Here is a 17,671-nt window from a genome sequence, read left to right as displayed (position 1 = left end):
CCTGGTCAGAATGAGTTGCGGATCGACAGAGACAGGTAGTCGCGGTCGCGCAGGGCCTGTTTGAACTGCGCGTTGTTGGCGCCGTCCAGGGTCGGACCTTCCGGCCCGTAGAAGTGGGTGTAATTGGCGGCCAGGGTCCAGCCATTCAGGTAGATCGCGGAGACGCCCAGGTTGATGTCGCCGCCGCGATGCACGCCGAAGCCCGGCCCCAGCGCGCCCGAGCGGCCGCGCGTATGGCTTACGCCGACCGGCACGCTGAGGTCGACGCCCGGGAACAGCTGGCGGTAAGTGGGCGAGAACACCATGCGCAGGGCGGTGGCCGAGCGGTCCGCATTCGGGTTGAGCATGCCGGCATTGCGGGTGACCGAGGTAATGCGGTTCCACGCGATCTCGCCCAGGAAGGAGGCCTCGCGCGAGATGAAGGACGGCCCCAGGCTGGCCAGCCAGGACAGCTGCGCGTGCGCGGTTTCGCCGATCGCGTAGCCCGGCTTGCTGTTGTTGTTCAGGCCGACGTTGACGCCAATGCTGCTGAGGATCGACTGCCCGGAACTGGACAGCGGCGCATTGCGTCGCACCGACACTTCGCCGCTCAGCGACACCTCGCCGATCGCCTTGGCGAAGCTGGCGCCGTAGGCGCGGATGCCTTCGGCGTAGGTCCACTGGAAGGTCGAGGGGCGCGGCGCGGGCGGGAAGCCGGTCAGGGTGTTGTAGATGTTCGAGGGCGTGGTGGCGTGGTAGCGGGTGGCATAGAAGCCGAAATCGGTATCGATGCTTGGCGCTCGCATGCGTAGCTGCAGGCCGTACTGGCCATCGTCTTTCGGCTCCTGCTCGGGCAACGCGGCGAAGGCCGGCGGATTCGGCAGCGCCGGATTGCCTGCAATGATGCGCTCCGCGCCGTCGCCCATCGCGTCGGAGGCCGAGAGGTAGCCACCTACCGGCATCATCCTCGTCTTGCGCCAGTCGTACTGGTAATAGGCGCCCACCGACACGTCTTCGTTCACCTGCACCTGGCCGGACAGCTTACCGGTCGGCATGGCGGTTTCCTTGAACTGCGCATTCGGCACGCTGAGCAGCTTGACCAGGTCGATCGGCGCCTGGCCGCCGGCGATGCCGTTGGCGCCGTAGAACAGGCTCTCGCCCCACAGCAGGGTATGTCGTCCGAGACGGAAGCTGGCCTGCATGTCGCCCAGGCTCGCCTTGCCGAACACGAAGGCATCCAGCAGCTCCGCTTTCTTCCCGAGCAGCTTGCGCGTCACCTCCGGGAACTCGTTGCGCGGCACGTGGTTGGCAGTGATGGTGTCGTTGTCGTTGGACGAGCGGTATGTCGCGTCGTACCAGGCCGCGCCGCTGACGCGCAGGCCGACGTTCTGGTAAGTGACGTCGAACTCGCTGAGCAGGTCGATGCGGTTCGAGACCATGCCTTTGCCGAAATTGTTGTCACCGTCATTCTGGTTCAGGCAGATCGCGCAGCTGGCCAGGCCGGGCGAGGCTTTCTCCAGCCGGTAGGCCTGGCTGTACTTGACCGTATTGTCGAAGCGGATCCGCAGATCCGGGTTGTCGGTCTCGACCGGCGCCGCCTGCACTGCCGATGCAGCTGCGCCGGCGAGGACGGCGAGCACGGCCCCTGCGATGGCTGAGCGCCGCGGCGGCCCGGATTTGCCTGGTGTCGGCCTGGATGGATGCATGGTGTCTCCCTTGTTATTGGTGGGTGTGGGTGCTGCTATTGAGGATTAATGAGGACAGGCGCGACGCCGACGGCGGCCGCATCGTCCGGCGTCGCGGGGGCTGATGCCCCCTTTGCCTGCCGCGCTTCCGGCAAGAGGTAGCGGGCCAGTGCCGGCAGCAACACCAGTGCGCCTACCATGTTCCAGAGGAACATGAACGCCAGCAGCAGGCCCATATCGGCCTGGAACTTGATGGGTGACAGGACCCAGGTGAACACGCCGACCGCCAGCGTCACGCCGGTCAGCAGCACCACCTTGCCCGTGAAGTGCAGCGCCTCGCGGTAGGCCTGGTCGAGGCTGTCGCCGGCGCGCAGCCGGGCCAGCATGATGCTCATCACGTACAGCGCGTAGTCGATGCCGATGCCCACCCCCAGGGCGATCACCGGCAGGGTCGCCACCTTGACGCCGATGTCCAGCGCGACCATCAGGGCTTCGCACAGGATCGAGGTGAGCACCAGCGGCAGCACTGCGCACAGCACCGCACGCCAGGAGCGGAAGGTGACCAGGCACAGCAGCACCACAGCGCCGTAGACCCAATACAGCATGGCCCGGCTGGCATCCTTCACCACGATATTGGTAGCGGCCTCGATGCCGGCGTTACCGGCCGCCAGCTGGAACTGGACGTCGGCCGTGTTATTGGCGGCGGCAAAGCGTTCAACCTCCTCCACCACGCGCGTGAGCGTGTCGGCCTTGTGGTCGCGCAGGTAGACGTACATGCTCAAGAGGTTGCAGGAGTCGTTGTACAGGCCGCGCGGGGCACCGGCCGTGACCATATTCAGCGAGCTCTGGTTCTGCAGCAGCTCGTACCATTTCAGGTTGCCCTCGCTGAGTCCGGTGATGACGCGCCGGTTCAGCAAGGCCAGCGTATTGGTCGAGTCGACCCCTGGCAGTTGCGCCAGGCGCCACTCCAGCGCATCGACCCGCATCAGGGTGTCATAGGCGGCGCACTGCCCTTCCGGCGTACGCACCATGACGGCGAACACGTCGCTGCTGGCCGCGTAGTGGCCGACCACGTACGCGTTGTCGCGGTTGTAGCGGGAATCGGCACGCAGTTCCGGAGCGCCGGGGTCGAGATCGCCGATCTTCAGGTGCAGGCTGGCGGCATAGCCCGCCACGCCCATCAGCACGGCGATCACCACCGTCGGCGCGGCCCAGCGGCGCTCGGCGAACTTGCCGAGCAGGCGCCACAGTGCGCCGTCGCTGCCCTCCCCGCCATGGCCCAGGCTGCGCTGGGCCGCCTTGGCCCCGACGCCGATATACGACAGCAGGATGGGCAGCAGGATCAGGTTGGTGAAGATCAGCGCCGCGACGCCGATGCTGGCCACCACCGCCAGGTCCTGGATCACCTTGATGTCGATGATCGTCAACACCGCAAAGCCAACCGCGTCGCACAGCAGGGCCGTGAGCCCGGCCAAAAACAGCCTGCGGAAGGTAAAGCGCGCGGCGATGATGCGGTGCGCGCCGCGGGCCACGTCCTGCATGATGCCGTTCATCTTCTGCGCCCCGTGGCTCATGCCGATGGCGAACACCAGGAAAGGCACCAGCACCGAATAGGGATCGAGCGAATAGCCGAGCAGCGGCAGCAGGCCGAGTTGCCACACCACCGCCACGCAGGAGCACAGCACCACCAGCAGGGTGCTGCGCACGCAGCGGGTGTACCAGTACAGCATGGCCGTGGCGATCAGGATGGCCACCGCGAAAAACAGCAGGATCAGGCGGATGCCTTCGATCAGGTCGCCGACCACCTTGGCGAAGCCGACGATGTGGATGTCGACGTTCTGCGCCTGGTAGCGCGCGCGGATCCCGTCCAGCCGTTCGGAAAAGACGGCATAGTCCAGCGCCTTGCCGGTTTCCGGATCGGCGGCCAGCAGCGACACATAGATGATGCTGGACTTGCCGTCATGGGCCACCAGCTGGCCGACCTGGCCCGAGCGCTGCACGTTCATGCGCACCTGCTCGATGCTGGCGGGCGAGCCGTCGTATTCGTTCGGGATCACCGGACCGCCATCCATGCCGTCCTCGGTCACGCCGACCCAGCGCGTGGAGGGTGTCCACAGCGACTTCATCGCGGCGCGGTCGACGCCCGGCAGCAGGAACACTTCGTCGCTGACGCGCTGCAGCGTGTCGAGATAGGCCGGATCGTAGATGCTGCCGTTTTTGGCGGCGACCGCAATCCGCACCGCGTTGCCCAGGCCGGCCAGGTCCTGCTTGTTCTTCAGGTAGTTGGCGATGTAGGGATGGCTCTTCGGGATCATGTCCTCGAAGCTTGCGTTTAGCCTGAGTCCCATGGCCGTCCAGGCCAGCAGCGCGCTCAAGGCCACGCACAGCGCCACGACGACGGCGCGGTGGTTGAACAGGAGCCGTTCGGCCCAGGAGCCGGACTGGCGGTCGAAGTGTTCCAGGTCGGGAATCGGGTCCTGGCGGGAAGCCGACGGCGTGACGCTCATGGCCGACCTCCGCTCTTCGCGCCGTCCGGCGCCATGCGCTCGAGGCCTGCGGCGCCGGCGAGCACCAGGCGGCCGTCGGCCGACTCGGTGACTGCGCTCAACGGAGCACGTGGGCCTGCGGACAGCATCGCCAGCGGGGCGCCCGCATGCGGCGCCAACAGCACCTGGCCGGCCTGGTTAGTGAATGCGAACCTGCCGTCGCGCAGCCTGGTCACGCCGCTAAAGGAAACCGGCGGCGCGCCTTCGATGCGGGTGAAGCTGGTTCCGTCCTGGCTGACCTGGAAGGCATTGCCCTTCAGTCCCGCGACGACTACCCCATTGCCGCTTGGCGCCAGCGCGAAATAGCTGCCGCGATAAGGCGTCTCGATGCGCCGGAAGTCCTGGCCGGCGCCGGCGGAGCGGGCGAAGTAGCCCTGTTCACCGGCCAGCCAGACCGTGTCGCCCACCATCCGCACGGCGTACAGATGCAGGCCTTTGGGATTCGGTACCTGGTGCATGAACGACTGCCAGCTGCGGCCGCCGTCGGCTGTTGTTACCGCCAGCCCGTAGGCCCCCACCGCCACGCCATGGCGCGCGTCGCTGAACTGTATGTCGAGGAAGGGCTTGTCCGGACCATCGGCGACCAGTTGCGCGGCCACGGCTGCCATGCGCGCGTCCTGGTCCGACACCGAAGCCTGCACCTGCCGCGCGATCCCGCGACCGTCCACCTGCAAGGCCCAGGTCGCGCCACCGTCGGCAGTGTGCAGGATCGTGCCGGCGTGTCCTGCCGCCCAGCCCAGGCGCGCGTCGACGAAACTGATGCTGGTCAGGGTCGTGCTGACCGGGGTGACGGCCTGGCGCCAGCTGGTGCCACCGTCATCGGACAGCGCGACCAGGCCGCGTTCGCCCACGGCAACCAGCCGCTGGCCGGCGCTGGCCAGCGCCAGGAAAGTGCGGCTGTGCAGCCGCTCGGCCTTCAGTGCAGGGCGCGCCAGCACGGTCGCTTCGGGTGCAGCGGCGACGCTTGCCGGCAGCAGTGCCGTCAACAGCGCAGCCTTGGAGTACAAGCTTGAAACATTCAGGTTCATTCCACGGTTCCTGCAGAGGTTTGAAGGCAAAACTCTCCCCTGGCGCCGCCGATGGGCGCCGATCCGGAAGGGTTCAGACTGGAAGCGCCCGACATGGAGCGGGCACGAAGTAGATGCTGCGTTTAATCGCGGGAATGCATGGGCGGGGTCTCCTTCTTGTTGCGGCTTCGTCGTGCCGATTTGTTAAGGATTGATGGTATAGCGCCCCTTATCGAAGGAGAACTGGAGACTTTCGATGGCTTCTATCGGCGTGACCGATACATCCTGGCCCTTTGAGAGAAGCGCCCGCCGGGCGTGCCGGCGAGCGCAGGATTGAAGCGGGGATGGCGTGCGCTCAGGGCTGCGAGAGGACCGGATTGACGGCCCGGCGCGGCATGAAACACGCCACGGCACATGCTGCGATCAAAACGGCCGCGAACCCGAGGCTGTGGTAGCCCGCCAGCTTCACCACTGTCCCGCCCAGGATCGGCCCCACTGCCGCACCAACCATCAGCATGGCCGGTGTTGCGCCGACCGCGCGGCCGCTCGGGTCGAGCGTTGCCAGCAGGCCGAAGGCGAAGGTGTGGGTAAAGACCATCACGGCGGCGAAGAACAGCGCACCCGCCGCATAAGGGATGAAGCTCTGGCCTTGCGTCATCAGGAGGGCCAGCAGCGCCTGCACGATGGGGCCGCAGACCAGCACCGTGCGCGGCTTTACACGCTTCTCCAGGTACGCGGCAAGCGGCGCCGGGATGAGGTTGACGAAGCCGAGCCCGATCAGCACGCCGGCCACGGCCGCGGCGCCGAAACCGCGGTCGGCCCCGATGCGCTCGACAAAAGCGAACATCATTGCCTGCACCAGCGCCATGCAGCTGACGCCGATCGACGCCAGCCAGACCGCACGCGGCAGCCTGCCGGCAACGCGCTGCGTGACCGCGCCCAGCGAGCGCGTCTCTGGAAATCCGAGCGCAGCCACGCATGCGGCGAAAGCCATGATGCCGGCGAAGCTCCAGAACAGCGCGGGCGCGCCGACGACGTCGATGATCTTCGGCACGCCGCCCATGAACAGGATACCGAAGACACCCAGCGCGAAGCCGACGATGGCGAACAGGCGGTGCGGGTTGCTGCTGCCCCCGATCGTCGCATGGGTCACGCTCAGCGCCGTCGCCGCAGCCAGGCCGGCGACTACGTGCAGGACCCCCATCGCAGCGTAGCCGTCGACCAGACCGACTGCGCCGAACGCAAGGGCGGCGATGGCAAAGCCGGCCGCCGCCGTTGCCCGGGCAGGCAGCCGTGCAAACCGGGGAGCGACGAACAGGCTGGCGGAGACGGCGCCGATCAGGAACAAGGTGGCGAGTCCGCCGGCCTGTTGCGGATCCAGGCCGTAGCCGCTGATCAGGACGCCGACCCAGACCGGCAGCGCGACCAGGTCGACCATCCCGGCGCAATGCGCCACCATCAGGGCAGCGCGTCCGCCCCAGTTTTCGGTAGTTGATGTCATTCTTGTCTCCTGATGTGTCGTTCTTCGGCGCGAGCATCGCGAGGTTTCGCGCCCGGACCGCATGGAGCCACCCGGTTCTGTCGACCGTTCAGGCGGCGCGAGAGCGAACGGCCACGACAGCCGCCCTGCTCACGCATGGCAATTTCATAATGTACCGGCGGCGCTCCATGACCACAAATCGGACCTTCCGATTCGTGGTATCCGGAATATCAATCGATCGTTCAAGTGGGACATACCGTTCTTCCAAACTTACGTAAAGCAGCTTGATCTTACTTAACGCTCGCCTTGCCGTTGGATTCCTGCTTCACCGGGGCCGGTTTCGCCTCGCACTCGCGCGCAAGGCCAGCGCCTTTTCCTCCACAGGCCGACACGTTGGAACTCACCGCCATGTTTCTCGGATTGATTGCCGCGTTGATGTCCCGGTCATGCGTGACGCCACACGTAGTACAGCTCCACTGACGCTGCGCCAGGCCGAGCGCCTCGATCCGGTCTCCGCAGTGTGAGCATGTTTTGCTGCTGGGGTACCAGCGGTCCACCACCACGACCTGGGCGCCACGCCATGCCGCCTTGTACTCGAGCTGGCGACGCAGTTCGCCGAAACCCATGTCAGAAATCGCACGCGCCAGATGCCGGTTGCCCAGCATTCCCTTCACGTTCAGGTCCTCGATGCCAATCGTGTGAAAGCGCCGCGTAATGCTGCTTGAAAGCTGGTGCGTGCCGTCATGCCTGATATTCGCAACGCGTGCGTGTTGCCTGGCCAGTTTCCGCTTCGCCTACACGCGCTTGCGCGACCCTTTCACCTTGCGTGACAAGGATCTCGACAGCCGGCGCAGCCGCGTCAAGGCACGCCGCAGCGCTGTCGGCCCAGCGAACGTCTCACCGGTGGACAGCGTTGCCAGATTGCTCACCCCGAGATCGACTCCGATCGCAGCTTGGTTTTCGGATAGCGGTAAAAGTGGAAGCTCGTAGCGTCGCAATTTCGCCCCCAGCTTCAAGCTCGAGGTCGTCCGAACGATTACAGAACAGGGCCTCAGCATCTCGCACGTCAGCCAGACAATGGACATTGGCCTGTCCGCGATTCTTCGCTGGATGGAGCAGAACGAGGCCGAGCAACAAGGCCAACCGGGCATTGGCAAACCGTTGCCGGCTGAGCAGCAGCGTATTCGCCATCTCGAGCAGGAAAGCCGGCAGCTTCGTCGTGATGTGGACGTCTTAAAAAAGCATCGGCCTGCTTTGCCCGCGTTATGAAGCGAAGCGTCGTTCCGTCACGCCGACTTTTTGTAGAACGAGCGTGCATCCGCGTGCCGCGTTCATGAGCAGCGGCCAAAGTTACGGCAGCTGTCGACTGGTCACAGCGCTGTCCAATAGAGGACTTCAGATCGGCCGTTTCAAGGTGCGCCGTCCGATGCAGCAGGCCAGCCTGAAGCCCGTCTGGAAGCGCAAATTCGTGCACACGACCGACAGCAGGCATGCCCTGCCGGTTGCGCCGAACGTGCTGGCCAGGCAGTCGAACAGCCGGCATGTCGCCTCGTGCCGGAGATCGTGGAACGTCAGTCCCTGGACTCCAGCATCTGTGAACGCAATGCGGAACCGTCGTGAGACCTCTGCCGTCGTGTAGTGGTCAAGTAATTTCGGACACGACGATAAGTTCTTTCTCTGCCATTTTGCGTTCATAGACGCTGGGCGGCAGATTGCCCAATACAGAATGCAAGCGCTCGCAGTTGTAGAAGCCTGCGGTGTAATTTGCCACATCAAACTTGGCTTCCGCGTGGTTCGCGTAATTGCGCTGCCAGACACGCTCCATCTTCAAGTTCAAGAAGAAGCGTTCGGCAACGGCGTTATCCCAGCAATGACCTTTGCGGCTCATGCTGCAGACAAAGCCATACTCGGCCAGCAGCGCCTGGTATTGGTCGCTCGCATACTGGGCGGATTCAACCGGTCGTCGCAACACTAGATTGTTGAACAGATTTTAGGTACTCGTCCAGTGCTTCTGCCGGTGTCTTCCAACCAAGCGTTTTACGGGGCCTACAATTCAGCGCATTGGCAACGGCTTGGATCTCACGGGAATTCCACCGAGACAGGTCAGTGCCCTTCGGGAAGTATTGCCGTAAGAGGCCATTTGTGTTTTCGTTCGTGCCGCGTTGCCATGGACTGTGCGGGTCGGCGAAGAAAACCTTCACTCCGGACTCGACCGTGAAGCGGGCGTGATCAGACAGTTCTTTGCCACGATCCCAGGTCAATGACGGCCACAAAAGAGCAGGCATCTCAGTCACGGCATTTTTGAGCGCATTTGCCATCGTGACAGCTCCGTAACCCGCCAACGCAGGGCCAATTTTAGTTCTAGGTAGCAACCCGTAGCCTTCCTCGCGAGGCAGGTGGACAAGCATGGTGAATCGGCTTGATCGCTCGACCAGCGTTCCGATTGCGGACCGATTCAGACCGATGATCAGATCACCTCCCAATGTCCCGGCACAGCACGATCTTCGGCTTCCGCAGGCCGGTTGGAGATCATCACATCCTCGCTAACGTGTGCCCAGGCTTTTGCTTGTGCCCGGGCCCTCGGCACGCGCAACGCTCGCCCAGTGCGGAGACAGCTAACCAATTCGCGCTTGAGAGCGCCTCGACCCTGGATATAGAGTGCCTGGTAAATGGCTTCGTGGGAGATGCGCATGGATTGGTCATCCGGGAAGTCGGCCCGTAGTCGGTTGGAAATCTGTTCGGGAGACCAACCGGTGACCCATTTACGGTCACCGCGTTGTGGCTCGTTTCTCCCTATGAACGGCGCCGGCCGAGGCCCAGAAATGTCTCGGCCATCAGCGTCGCAACCTTGCCCTCTAGACGGTCTTGAACGTTGGCGTGCAACCGCGGATTAGTCACCAGTTTGGAAGGCTTAGGTCTTTTAGCAACCAGTTCCGCCTTCCACTGCGCAACCGAAGCTCGATACTCAAGTCGGCCGCCGCGAGTTGCGGCGTTGCGTGTCAGCTCCCGGGAAACCGTTGATGCGCTACGCCCGATACGTCGCGCAATCTCACGTACTCCGACGCCCTGGCACGAAAGAAGTCCAATTTCTTCTCGCTCAGCGAACGACAAATACCTCTTGGCCAATATTCAGATCAACGTTTGAAGGCTCTTCAGCAACTCTTCAATATTCCCTTCGTGACGCTTGTAATAGGTCCAAGGTCCGATGCGCTGGGACGTGACTAGTTTGGCCCGCTGCAAGACCGTCAAGTACTGTGAAATGGTCGACTGTGACAGCCCCGCACTCTCCTGGATGATGCTCACGCAAACCCCGACCTTTTCGGGATCGACCTCTTGCTCCGGATAGTGTTTGCGTGGGTCTTTGAGCTTGGCCAAGATCGCCAATCGGGCGGGGTTGTCCAAAGCCTTCAGTGCCTCATGGATATCAATGCTCATGACAACCTCAAAACTACTTTTCTCGATATTATAATATCTCAATTACTAATAACAGTGCACGGATGTAGTGAGAGCCACTACCGCAAAGTCCAGAGTGATGTCGGCATCAGCAATGCCATCCACCTGTTCGCCGCGTTCGCTGCTCGCTAGTCTCTGCAACCGTCTAGTGCAGCACAGAACGCGCGTCAGACTCCCCATAACGAGTTGGTCTCTTGCAAACTCATGGCGAGTGCGCGGTAAACCGGGGCACGATATAAGAGCCAAGTTCATCAATGATTTCTGATGCCGGACGATGGCCATACTTGAGATTGAGAATTACATGATCGACGCCAATCGACTCAAGTGACTCCAATAGCGCCAGCAGATGATTTCGCCCCAGCCGGTAGCCCAGATGGATTGGCACCGGCGGTGCGTCCGGACGCACATCCAGGTCGATGTAAAGCGACTGGAGGAAAGGTTTGTAGGCGTCCTCCAATTGGGCTTTGACCACCTCTCGCCAGTTCGCCACCATCGTCTTCTGCAACTGCGGTGCCCGTGGATAGGTGATCCACCCGGAACTCTCCCGCGCGATCCACTCCATGGACTGGCGACTGTTGCCCGTCACGAAAAATGGAATCTCGTTCGTAGTCGGCTTCGGAATCAGGTCAGCATTCTCCAATCGGCCACGACTCCATTGCAGCGGCTCGAAGCTGGTGCGCTGAGCCTTGCGGATCACTTCCAGGTGCTCCCGGAAAATGTCGCCCCGCTGATCCGGGTCGACATCAAATGCAGGGAACTCCACAGGTCTGTCACCCGAGGCGATACCCATCAGGAAGCGGCCGCCGCTCAATTGGTCCACGCTCGCAGCCGCCTTGGCCGTGTGCAGCGGATTGCGCAGCGGGATCGCTATCGACGCAGTCCCCAGTGCAATCGTCGACGTATGTGCTGCGATGAAGCCCAGATAGACCCAGGGATCAAAAACCTGGCCCACATCGCCGAAGCTGGGGTCGCGCAACGGTACGTCCCGGAACCAGAGCGCGGAGAAGCCCAGCGTTTCCGCACGACGGGCCAACTCGACCTGGTTGGACATCGTCGGCGTATCGCCCTGGAAGGCCTCGATGGGGAAAAACAGCCCCAGGCTTAGGTGGCGGGCCTTGAAGGTTCGACCGAACCCTTGGTGCTGTTGATAAGGGGTTGTACTTGGCTGATACATTGTCAGGCTCCTCTGGGTCTCAAGGTTTCCATCGCACGCGCGCAGCGCCACTGGCCGCGTCCGAAGCTGCGAACGCGGCCAGTACTGTCTTATGGCCGGTAAGAGGGGTAGTCGGTGTATCCCTTGTCAGTGCCGCCATACATCGTCGCTGGATCTACTGCGTTGAGCGGCCAGCCCTGGGCGATGCGCTCAGGCAGATCCGGGTTGGCGATGAAGGGACGGCCGAACGCGATCAGATCGCCCCAGCCCGCCTTGACCACGCGCACACCGCGCTCCACGTTGTATTTACCGGCATAAAGGATCTTGCCGCTGAAGTTGCTGCGCACATCATTTCGGAAGGTCTCGGGCAGCTCTGGCGCGTTGTCCCAATCGGCCTCGGCAAGCGAGACATAGGCAATCCCGACCTGTTCGAGAACCTTGATGGCCTCGATATAGGTTTCATGGGGATCATCCTCCACCAGCCCCAGATAGACGCGGTCTTCTTCGGTGCTGGCGAACAGCGGGGCAAATCGCACCCCGAGCCGTTCCTTGCCGACCACATCAGCAACGGCCTGTACCACCTCGCGCAGGAAGCGCAGACGATTTTGCAGGGGGCCACCGTATTCATCGGTGCGCCGATTGGTGTGCGAGGAAATGAACTGGTTGACGAGGTAGCCGTTGGCGCAGTGGAGTTCGACACCATCGAAGCCCGCATCGAGTGCATTGCTGGCCGCCTGGGCGTAGAGCTGTACCAACTCTTTCACTTCGGCAGTTGTCAGCGCACGCGGCACCGACGGCTCCGTAAGTGCGCCCTGGCCCGGGCCGGTTTCGACGAACACCTTGACGTTGTCGGCAGCGATTGCCGATGGTGCGACGGGTGCCGCACCGCCGGGTTGCAGCGAGTTATGCGAAACCCGCCCCACATGCCAGAGCTGCGCAAAGATGATGCTGCCTTCGGCATGCACCGCTGCCGTGATCTTGCGCCAGCCTTCAACCTGTTCCGGGCTGTGCATACCGGGCGTCCAGGCATACCCCTGGCCACGCGGCTCGATCTGCGTGCCTTCGGTGACCATGAAGCCCGCCCCGGCCCGCTGACGGTAGTAGTCGGCCATCAGGTCGTTTGGAATGTTGCCCGGCTGGGAACTGCGCGAGCGGGTCAACGGCGGGAGCACGATCCGGTTTTTAAGGGTGTAAGGCCCCAGCTGCGTGCTTTCAAACAGTATTTCTCTATTCATTTCAATACTCCTAAATATCCAGAAATCTCGATGTTACTGGGCAAAATTTTGGCGATGAATCGAACTCAAAACACGCCGAATGGTGCTTCGTTCAGGCTGATGTAGATGTTCTTCTTCTCGCTGTACACGTCCAGCATTGACTTGTGAGTCTCGCGGCCGAGACCGGACTTCTTGTAGCCGCCGAACGGGGCGTGGGCCGGAATGTCATGATAGGTGTTGACCCACATACGGCCAGTTTCGATGGCCCGTGCCACACAGATTGCACGGTTGATGTCCTGAGTCCAGACAGCACCCGCCAGGCCGTAGTCGGAAGCATCGGCCAGCGCCACCACTTCGTCCTCATCGTTGAACGGCAGCACGGTGACGACCGGCCCGAAGATCTCCTCTTGGGCGATGCGCATGTCGTTGCGGACATCGACGATGATCGTCGGCTTGATGAAGAAGCCAGCATCGTATTCACCGCCAGTCAGTCGCTCACCACCAGTGAGGATGCGAGCGCCTTCTTCTTTGGCCAGCTCGATGTAGTCCATGATGCGGTCGGTCTGGATCTGGCTGACCTGGGCACCCATCTGCGTGTTGGGGGCGAGCGGATTGCCAACGCGAACCTTTTCAAAGCGCTCCTTGAGTTCGTCGACGAAGCGCTCATAGATCGACTCGTGCACGAACAAGCGAGAACCGGACTCACATACTTCGCCCTGGTTCCACAGAATGCCAAGAGCAGCCGCCTCGACAGCCCGATCCCAATTGGCATCAGGAAAGATGATGTTGGCCGACTTGCCGCCCAGTTCCAGCGTAGCCGGAATGATCCTCTTGGCTGCCGCAGCAGCCACGACTTCACCGATACGCGTCGAGCCGGTGAAGGCGAGCTTGGCGACCTGGGGATGATCGAGAATCGCCTGGCCAACTTCCGTTCCCAGGCCAGTGACGACGTTGACCACGCCGGCTGGAAGCACCTTGGCGAAGATCTTTGCCAGTTCCAAAATCGTGACTGGCGTCATCTCTGATGGCTTGATCACCACCGTGTTGCCCATAGCAATCGCTGGGGCAATCTTCCAGGCAGCCATCAGCAGCGGGAAGTTCCAGGGGGATGACTTGGCCGACCACGCCGAGTGGTTCGCTCAGCGTCAGACTCATCATTTGGTGGTCAAGCATGGAAGCTTCATCGAATGGCTGCGTATCGCACCGGCGAAGTAGCGGAAATGGTCGATGGCCAGCGGCACATCCACCCGGGCCTCACGGATCGGCTTGCCGACATCCATGCTCTCAAACGCCACGAAACGCTCAGCATCGGCTTCGAGCAGATCAGCAATCTTCAGCAGCGCGTTGGCACGCTCAGCCGGAGAACTCTTGCCCCAGGACTTGAATGCGCGGGCAGCCGCCTGGACAGCACGATCTACGTCTCCAGCCGTGCCACGCGGGATCTTGGTGAGGAATGCACCGGTGGCCGGGTTGGTACTGTCGATGGTCTCGCCACTTTCACCATCAACCCATTGGTTGTCGATGAAATGACCGTAGTGGCTGTCAGGGGCATGGTTTGAAGTCGTTTGGTTGTGTGTGAACACGATGAACTCTTTTGACTTGGGTGGGTGACATGGCTATCATAGCTACATATCGGGATATGTCAATATCTAAATTGATAGATGTCATGTGCCTTGCAGCGTGGCTTTGTTGCGTAAATCAGGCTCGGCCAGCGTAGAAGGCGTAGGTCTGGTAGCCTGAGCAGGATGAAACCAGCTCCACAGAAGTACCGCACGACCAACTGGAAGACATACAACGAAGCCCTCAAGGCCCGCGTCTCGCTGCTCATCTGGCTTGATCCAGTGATGAAGTGGCACGGCAGGCCAAGTGGCAAGCGCGGCCGTCGCCAGACGTTCAGCGACGAGGGGATCCAGTTCTGGCTGAGCATCAAGTGCCTGTTCAATTTACCGCTACACCAGGCCATAGGGATGACGCAAAGCCTGCTGCACCTGGCTGGGCTCGACCGGCCGGCGCCGGACTACAGCACGGTGAGCCGTCGGCAAAAGACGCTGCAGGTTGCCATTGGCGCCGTGCCGACCACGGCAGGCTTGCATCTGCTGGTGGACAGCACGGGTATCAAGATGCTGGGCGAAGGCGAATGGAAGACGAAGAAGCATGGTGCAGAGTACCGCCGCCAGTGGCGCAAGGTGCATCTCGGGATCGATGCGTCCACGCTCGAGATCCGGGCCATGGAGGCACCGACAACAGTATCGGCGACGCACCTGTCCTGCCAGCGCTGCTGGGCCAGATTCCTGCTGACGAGAAGATTGCCAGCGTCAGTGGCGATGGCGCCTACGACACGAAGGACTGTCATGAAGCCATCGCGTTGCGTGCCGCACACGCCATCATCCCGACCCGTAAGAACGCCAAGCCTTGGAAGGCAAACCGCTGTGGCGCCGATGCACGTAATGACATCCTGCGGACGACAAAAAGGCTGGGACAGGCAATATGGAAGAGATGGAGCGGCTACCACCGGCGCAGCCTTGTTGAAACCAAGATGCGCTGCTTCAAGCTGCTGGGCGAGCGTGTCATGGCGCGCGACTTTGACCGTCAGGTTGCTGAGTTACAAGTGCGGGCTGCCGTGCTGAACCGGTTCACTCGGCTGGGTACTCCAGTTACGGTCCCAGTGTTATTAAACGAACTACAAATGGCGTTAGCTCGGCCTTCGCTCGATTTACGCAACAAAGCCCTGTTGTGGCAGTCTGCACATCTGCGAGCCAACTGCAAGCAACCGAAACGAACTGCTGCTGTCTCTACCAATATCTCTTGCTTGCCCTGTGAGCAACATCGCCATATGCTATACTGAAACGCTCTTACATCCGGTATTGGCTGCGCATTCAATCGGTATCGGTCCTTCGCTAGCGAACTGCTTTCGGGCACGTGAAGAAAGCCGCTTCGCCGCAAGTGGTGGCGGTCCGGTCATCATTGCATCCGGCTCGCTGGAAAATGCGTGAATTGCTGTCTGTTTAATAACAGGAGATATGTCATGGTCAAACTCGCGTTGTTCGTTCGTCTTGAAGCCAAGCCAGGTAAGGAGAAAGACGTAGAAAGCTTTCTGTTAAGTGGTCTTCCCCTCGTTCAGGCAGAGCCAGCTACTACAGCTTGGTTCGGCATCCGCCTGGGGCCGTCAACCTTTGGCATCTTTGACGCGTTTCCAGATGAGGCTGGTCGGCAAGCTCATCTTTCCGGCGAAGTCGCGGCCGCGCTCATGGAAAAAGCGGGTGAGTTATTCGCCCAGCCGCCGTCAATCGAAAAGGTTGACGTTCTTGCGGCAAAGCTGCCGGGCTGAGCAAGCCCGACAAGTCGCTCAAGTCGACGGCTCACTGGCGGCGCCAGCGAGTCGGAGCTTGGCTCGGGCGTTGAACGACCGCTTCATGGAATCGGCAAGGACTGCTTACGGGTCGATGGTGGTCGGCCGCAACACTTTTGATGAAAGGCGTCTTTGACGCGGTCTTGCTCTCGAAGGAGCTGTTCAAAACGGTATCCGAGCAATCTAAGTTAAGCTTGCCAAGCCTCTTAATTTTGCAAAAGAACCGATGGATGCCGTACCTGTTCGCCGCCTGCATGCGCAGCGCTGGCGCCCCCTCACCGCAGGCGAAATCGCCATGGCATCGCTGCTGTTCCGCGACGCCATCGATTACACGCGCGTGCGCATCCACGGTAATCCCCTCCATTTTTAGAGCATGCTAAAAGTAGAGGTTAAGCGGCGAGCGCCAATTTCTGTTTTGGGTAATACCGCCGACCGCCATGTTGGGCCGGTCGTGATTGTAGGCCCACAACCAGTTGGTGGCAAATTCCTGGATTTCGTCGAGCGTCTCGAACAGGTGATGGGCGAGCCAATCGTACCGAACCGTCCTGTTGTAGCGCTCGACGTAGGCGTTCTGCTGCGGCTGGCCGGGCTGAATGAATTCGATGCGGATGCCACGCTTTGCAGCCCACGCCAGGGTCACCGCGCTGATGTACTCAGGGCCGTTGTCGCAGCGGATCGCTTCGGGCTTGCCGCGCCATTCGGTGATCAGGTCGAGCGAGCGTATCACGCGCTCGGACGGCAGCGAGAAGTCGACTTCGATCCCCAAGCCTTCACGATTGAATTCATCGATCACATTGAACAGCCGGATGCTGCGCCCATCAGCCAGTTGATCGTGCATGAAGTCCATCGACCAGCTCTGGTTGATCGCGGTCGGCACCGCCAGCGGCAGAGGCTTCTCGCGCACGAGGCGATGACGCGGCTTGATCCGCAGGTTCAGTTCGAGCTCGCGGTAAATCCTGTAGACGCGCTTGTGGTTCCATTTGAAGCCCTTCACGTTGCGCAGGTATAGGAAACACAGCCCGAAACCTCAGTTGCGCTGGTTGTTCGTAAGCCGCACCAGCCAGTCCGCGATGAGGACGTTCTCTGCGTCCAACTTGGCCTTGTACCGGTAGCAGGTCTGGCTGATGCCAAACGCTTGGCACGCCAGCTTGATCGCGGCTGACCGCTCTGTCACGGCCCATTGCGCCATCTCCCGCCGCTGAGATGGCGCTACCATTTTTTTGTGAGCGTCTCCGCGACAATTTCAGCCTTCAGGCGCTCCTCGACGTACATCTTCTTGAGCCGTCGGTCTCTTCCTCCAGCTCCTTCGCGCGTGCCATCAAGGAGGCATCCATGCCGCCGAATTTGGAGCGCCACTTGTAGAACGTGGCGTTGCTGATGCCGTGCTCGCGGCACAGCTCCGGTACCGGGCTGCCGGCTTCGGCTTGCTTGAGGATGGCGATGATCTGGCTGTCGGTAAAGCGGGACGTCTGAGGTGTACTGTCAATAGCGGACACTCTTGTTTCAAGCTGCCTGCTGTTGCCTGCTGAATTGTTCAGCAAATAAAGCCGGCGGAATATAGCCGAGGCGTGAGTGACGCCGCTGGCGGTTGTAGAAGCTTTCAATGTATTCCTGGATAGCCCTCTGAGCATCGGCCCGCGTGGCGTAACGCTGGTGGTGTACCAGCTCGTTTTTAAGGCTTCCCCAGAAGCTTTCCATCGGAGCGTTGTCGTAGCAGTTCCCCCTGCGTGACATGGATGCCTGCATGCCGAATTGTTTAACCAGTCCTTGGTAATCATGCGCGCAATACTGGCTGCCACGGTCAG

11 protein-coding genes and 7 pseudogenes are annotated in these 17,671 nt (G+C 61.5%); 5 read left to right on the top strand and 13 right to left on the bottom strand.

The annotated features are described in order from the left end of the window. Positions 1 to 5: 5 nt before the first annotated feature. From BM031_RS14640 to BM031_RS14620, 5 genes and pseudogenes are all read right to left on the bottom strand, one after another. The gene (locus BM031_RS14640; RefSeq protein WP_218147601.1) at positions 6 to 1,619 is read right to left on the bottom strand and encodes a DUF1302 domain-containing protein; all 1,614 of its coding nucleotides are present in this window, start codon (positions 1,617 to 1,619) and stop codon (positions 6 to 8) included. A gap of 101 nt (positions 1,620 to 1,720) precedes the next feature. Then, the gene (locus BM031_RS14635; RefSeq protein ID WP_091875307.1) at positions 1,721 to 4,171 is read right to left on the bottom strand and encodes an efflux RND transporter permease subunit; all 2,451 of its coding nucleotides are present in this window, start codon (positions 4,169 to 4,171) and stop codon (positions 1,721 to 1,723) included. Continuing rightward, positions 4,168 to 5,238, bottom strand: a complete 1,071-nt coding sequence (locus BM031_RS14630; RefSeq protein WP_091875306.1) for a WD40/YVTN/BNR-like repeat-containing protein — start codon at positions 5,236 to 5,238, stop codon at positions 4,168 to 4,170. The genes BM031_RS14635 and BM031_RS14630 overlap by 4 nt, the downstream gene beginning before the upstream one ends. Positions 5,239 to 5,572: 334 nt before the next feature. After that, positions 5,573 to 6,718 carry an MFS transporter gene (locus tag BM031_RS14625; protein ID WP_091875305.1) on the bottom strand — a complete coding sequence of 382 codons (1,146 nt, stop codon included), beginning with the start codon at positions 6,716 to 6,718 and terminating at the stop codon, positions 5,573 to 5,575. 269 nt (positions 6,719 to 6,987) lie between these two features. Continuing rightward, a pseudogene (locus BM031_RS14620) lies at positions 6,988 to 7,755 on the bottom strand (RNA-guided endonuclease InsQ/TnpB family protein). On the opposite strand from BM031_RS14620, the pseudogene BM031_RS14615 reads away from it, so the two are divergent. Continuing rightward, a pseudogene (locus BM031_RS14615) lies at positions 7,700 to 7,966 on the top strand (transposase); the annotation flags it as partial. The pseudogenes BM031_RS14620 and BM031_RS14615 overlap by 56 nt on opposite strands. Before the next feature lie 64 nt (positions 7,967 to 8,030). Beyond that, positions 8,031 to 8,336, top strand: a complete 306-nt coding sequence (locus BM031_RS26360) for a hypothetical protein (RefSeq protein ID WP_143084594.1) — start codon at positions 8,031 to 8,033, stop codon at positions 8,334 to 8,336. A gap of 3 nt (positions 8,337 to 8,339) precedes the next feature. Here BM031_RS26360 and BM031_RS14610 read toward each other — a convergent pair. The 6 genes and pseudogenes from BM031_RS14610 to BM031_RS14585 all read right to left on the bottom strand — a co-directional run. Further along, a pseudogene (locus tag BM031_RS14610) lies at positions 8,340 to 8,645 on the bottom strand (integrase core domain-containing protein); the annotation flags it as partial. A 4-nt stretch (positions 8,646 to 8,649) separates the two neighbouring features. Continuing rightward, positions 8,650 to 9,814, bottom strand: a pseudogene (locus BM031_RS14605) (IS30 family transposase); the annotation flags it as partial. A 12-nt stretch (positions 9,815 to 9,826) separates the two neighbouring features. Next, positions 9,827 to 10,132: an ArsR/SmtB family transcription factor gene (locus BM031_RS14600; RefSeq protein ID WP_066419976.1), complete on the bottom strand. Its 306-nt coding sequence runs from the start codon at positions 10,130 to 10,132 to the stop codon at positions 9,827 to 9,829. A gap of 220 nt (positions 10,133 to 10,352) precedes the next feature. Then, the gene (locus BM031_RS14595) at positions 10,353 to 11,324 is read right to left on the bottom strand and encodes an LLM class oxidoreductase (protein WP_091875303.1); all 972 of its coding nucleotides are present in this window, start codon (positions 11,322 to 11,324) and stop codon (positions 10,353 to 10,355) included. A gap of 89 nt (positions 11,325 to 11,413) precedes the next feature. Continuing rightward, a complete protein-coding gene (locus BM031_RS14590; protein ID WP_091875302.1) occupies positions 11,414 to 12,538 on the bottom strand; it encodes an alkene reductase in 1,125 nt (374 codons plus the stop codon). Positions 12,539 to 12,603: 65 nt separating this feature from the next. Beyond that, positions 12,604 to 14,100, bottom strand: a pseudogene (locus BM031_RS14585) (aldehyde dehydrogenase family protein). A 162-nt stretch (positions 14,101 to 14,262) separates the two neighbouring features. On the opposite strand from BM031_RS14585, the pseudogene BM031_RS14580 reads away from it, so the two are divergent. The 3 genes and pseudogenes from BM031_RS14580 to BM031_RS25100 all read left to right on the top strand — a co-directional run. Further along, positions 14,263 to 15,185 (top strand): annotated as a pseudogene (locus BM031_RS14580) (IS5 family transposase); the annotation flags it as partial. A gap of 357 nt (positions 15,186 to 15,542) precedes the next feature. Further along, positions 15,543 to 15,845, top strand: a complete 303-nt coding sequence (locus BM031_RS14575) for a putative quinol monooxygenase (protein ID WP_066419950.1) — start codon at positions 15,543 to 15,545, stop codon at positions 15,843 to 15,845. Between the two features lie 247 nt (positions 15,846 to 16,092). Continuing rightward, positions 16,093 to 16,236, top strand: a complete 144-nt coding sequence (locus tag BM031_RS25100; RefSeq protein WP_177207764.1) for a hypothetical protein — start codon at positions 16,093 to 16,095, stop codon at positions 16,234 to 16,236. 19 nt (positions 16,237 to 16,255) lie between these two features. Here the strand turns inward: BM031_RS25100 and BM031_RS14570 are convergent. Both BM031_RS14570 and BM031_RS14565 read right to left on the bottom strand, forming a co-directional pair. Beyond that, positions 16,256 to 17,353 (bottom strand): annotated as a pseudogene (locus tag BM031_RS14570) (IS3 family transposase). A gap of 16 nt (positions 17,354 to 17,369) precedes the next feature. Continuing rightward, positions 17,370 to 17,671, bottom strand: a 302-nt coding sequence (locus tag BM031_RS14565; RefSeq protein ID WP_143084593.1) for an integrase core domain-containing protein, incomplete at its 5' end; no start/stop codon positions are given.

Source organism: Massilia yuzhufengensis, assembly GCF_900112225.1.
Lineage (GTDB): Bacteria > Pseudomonadota > Gammaproteobacteria > Burkholderiales > Burkholderiaceae_D > Telluria > Telluria yuzhufengensis.
This window is presented reverse-complemented; position numbering and strand designations above follow the sequence as displayed.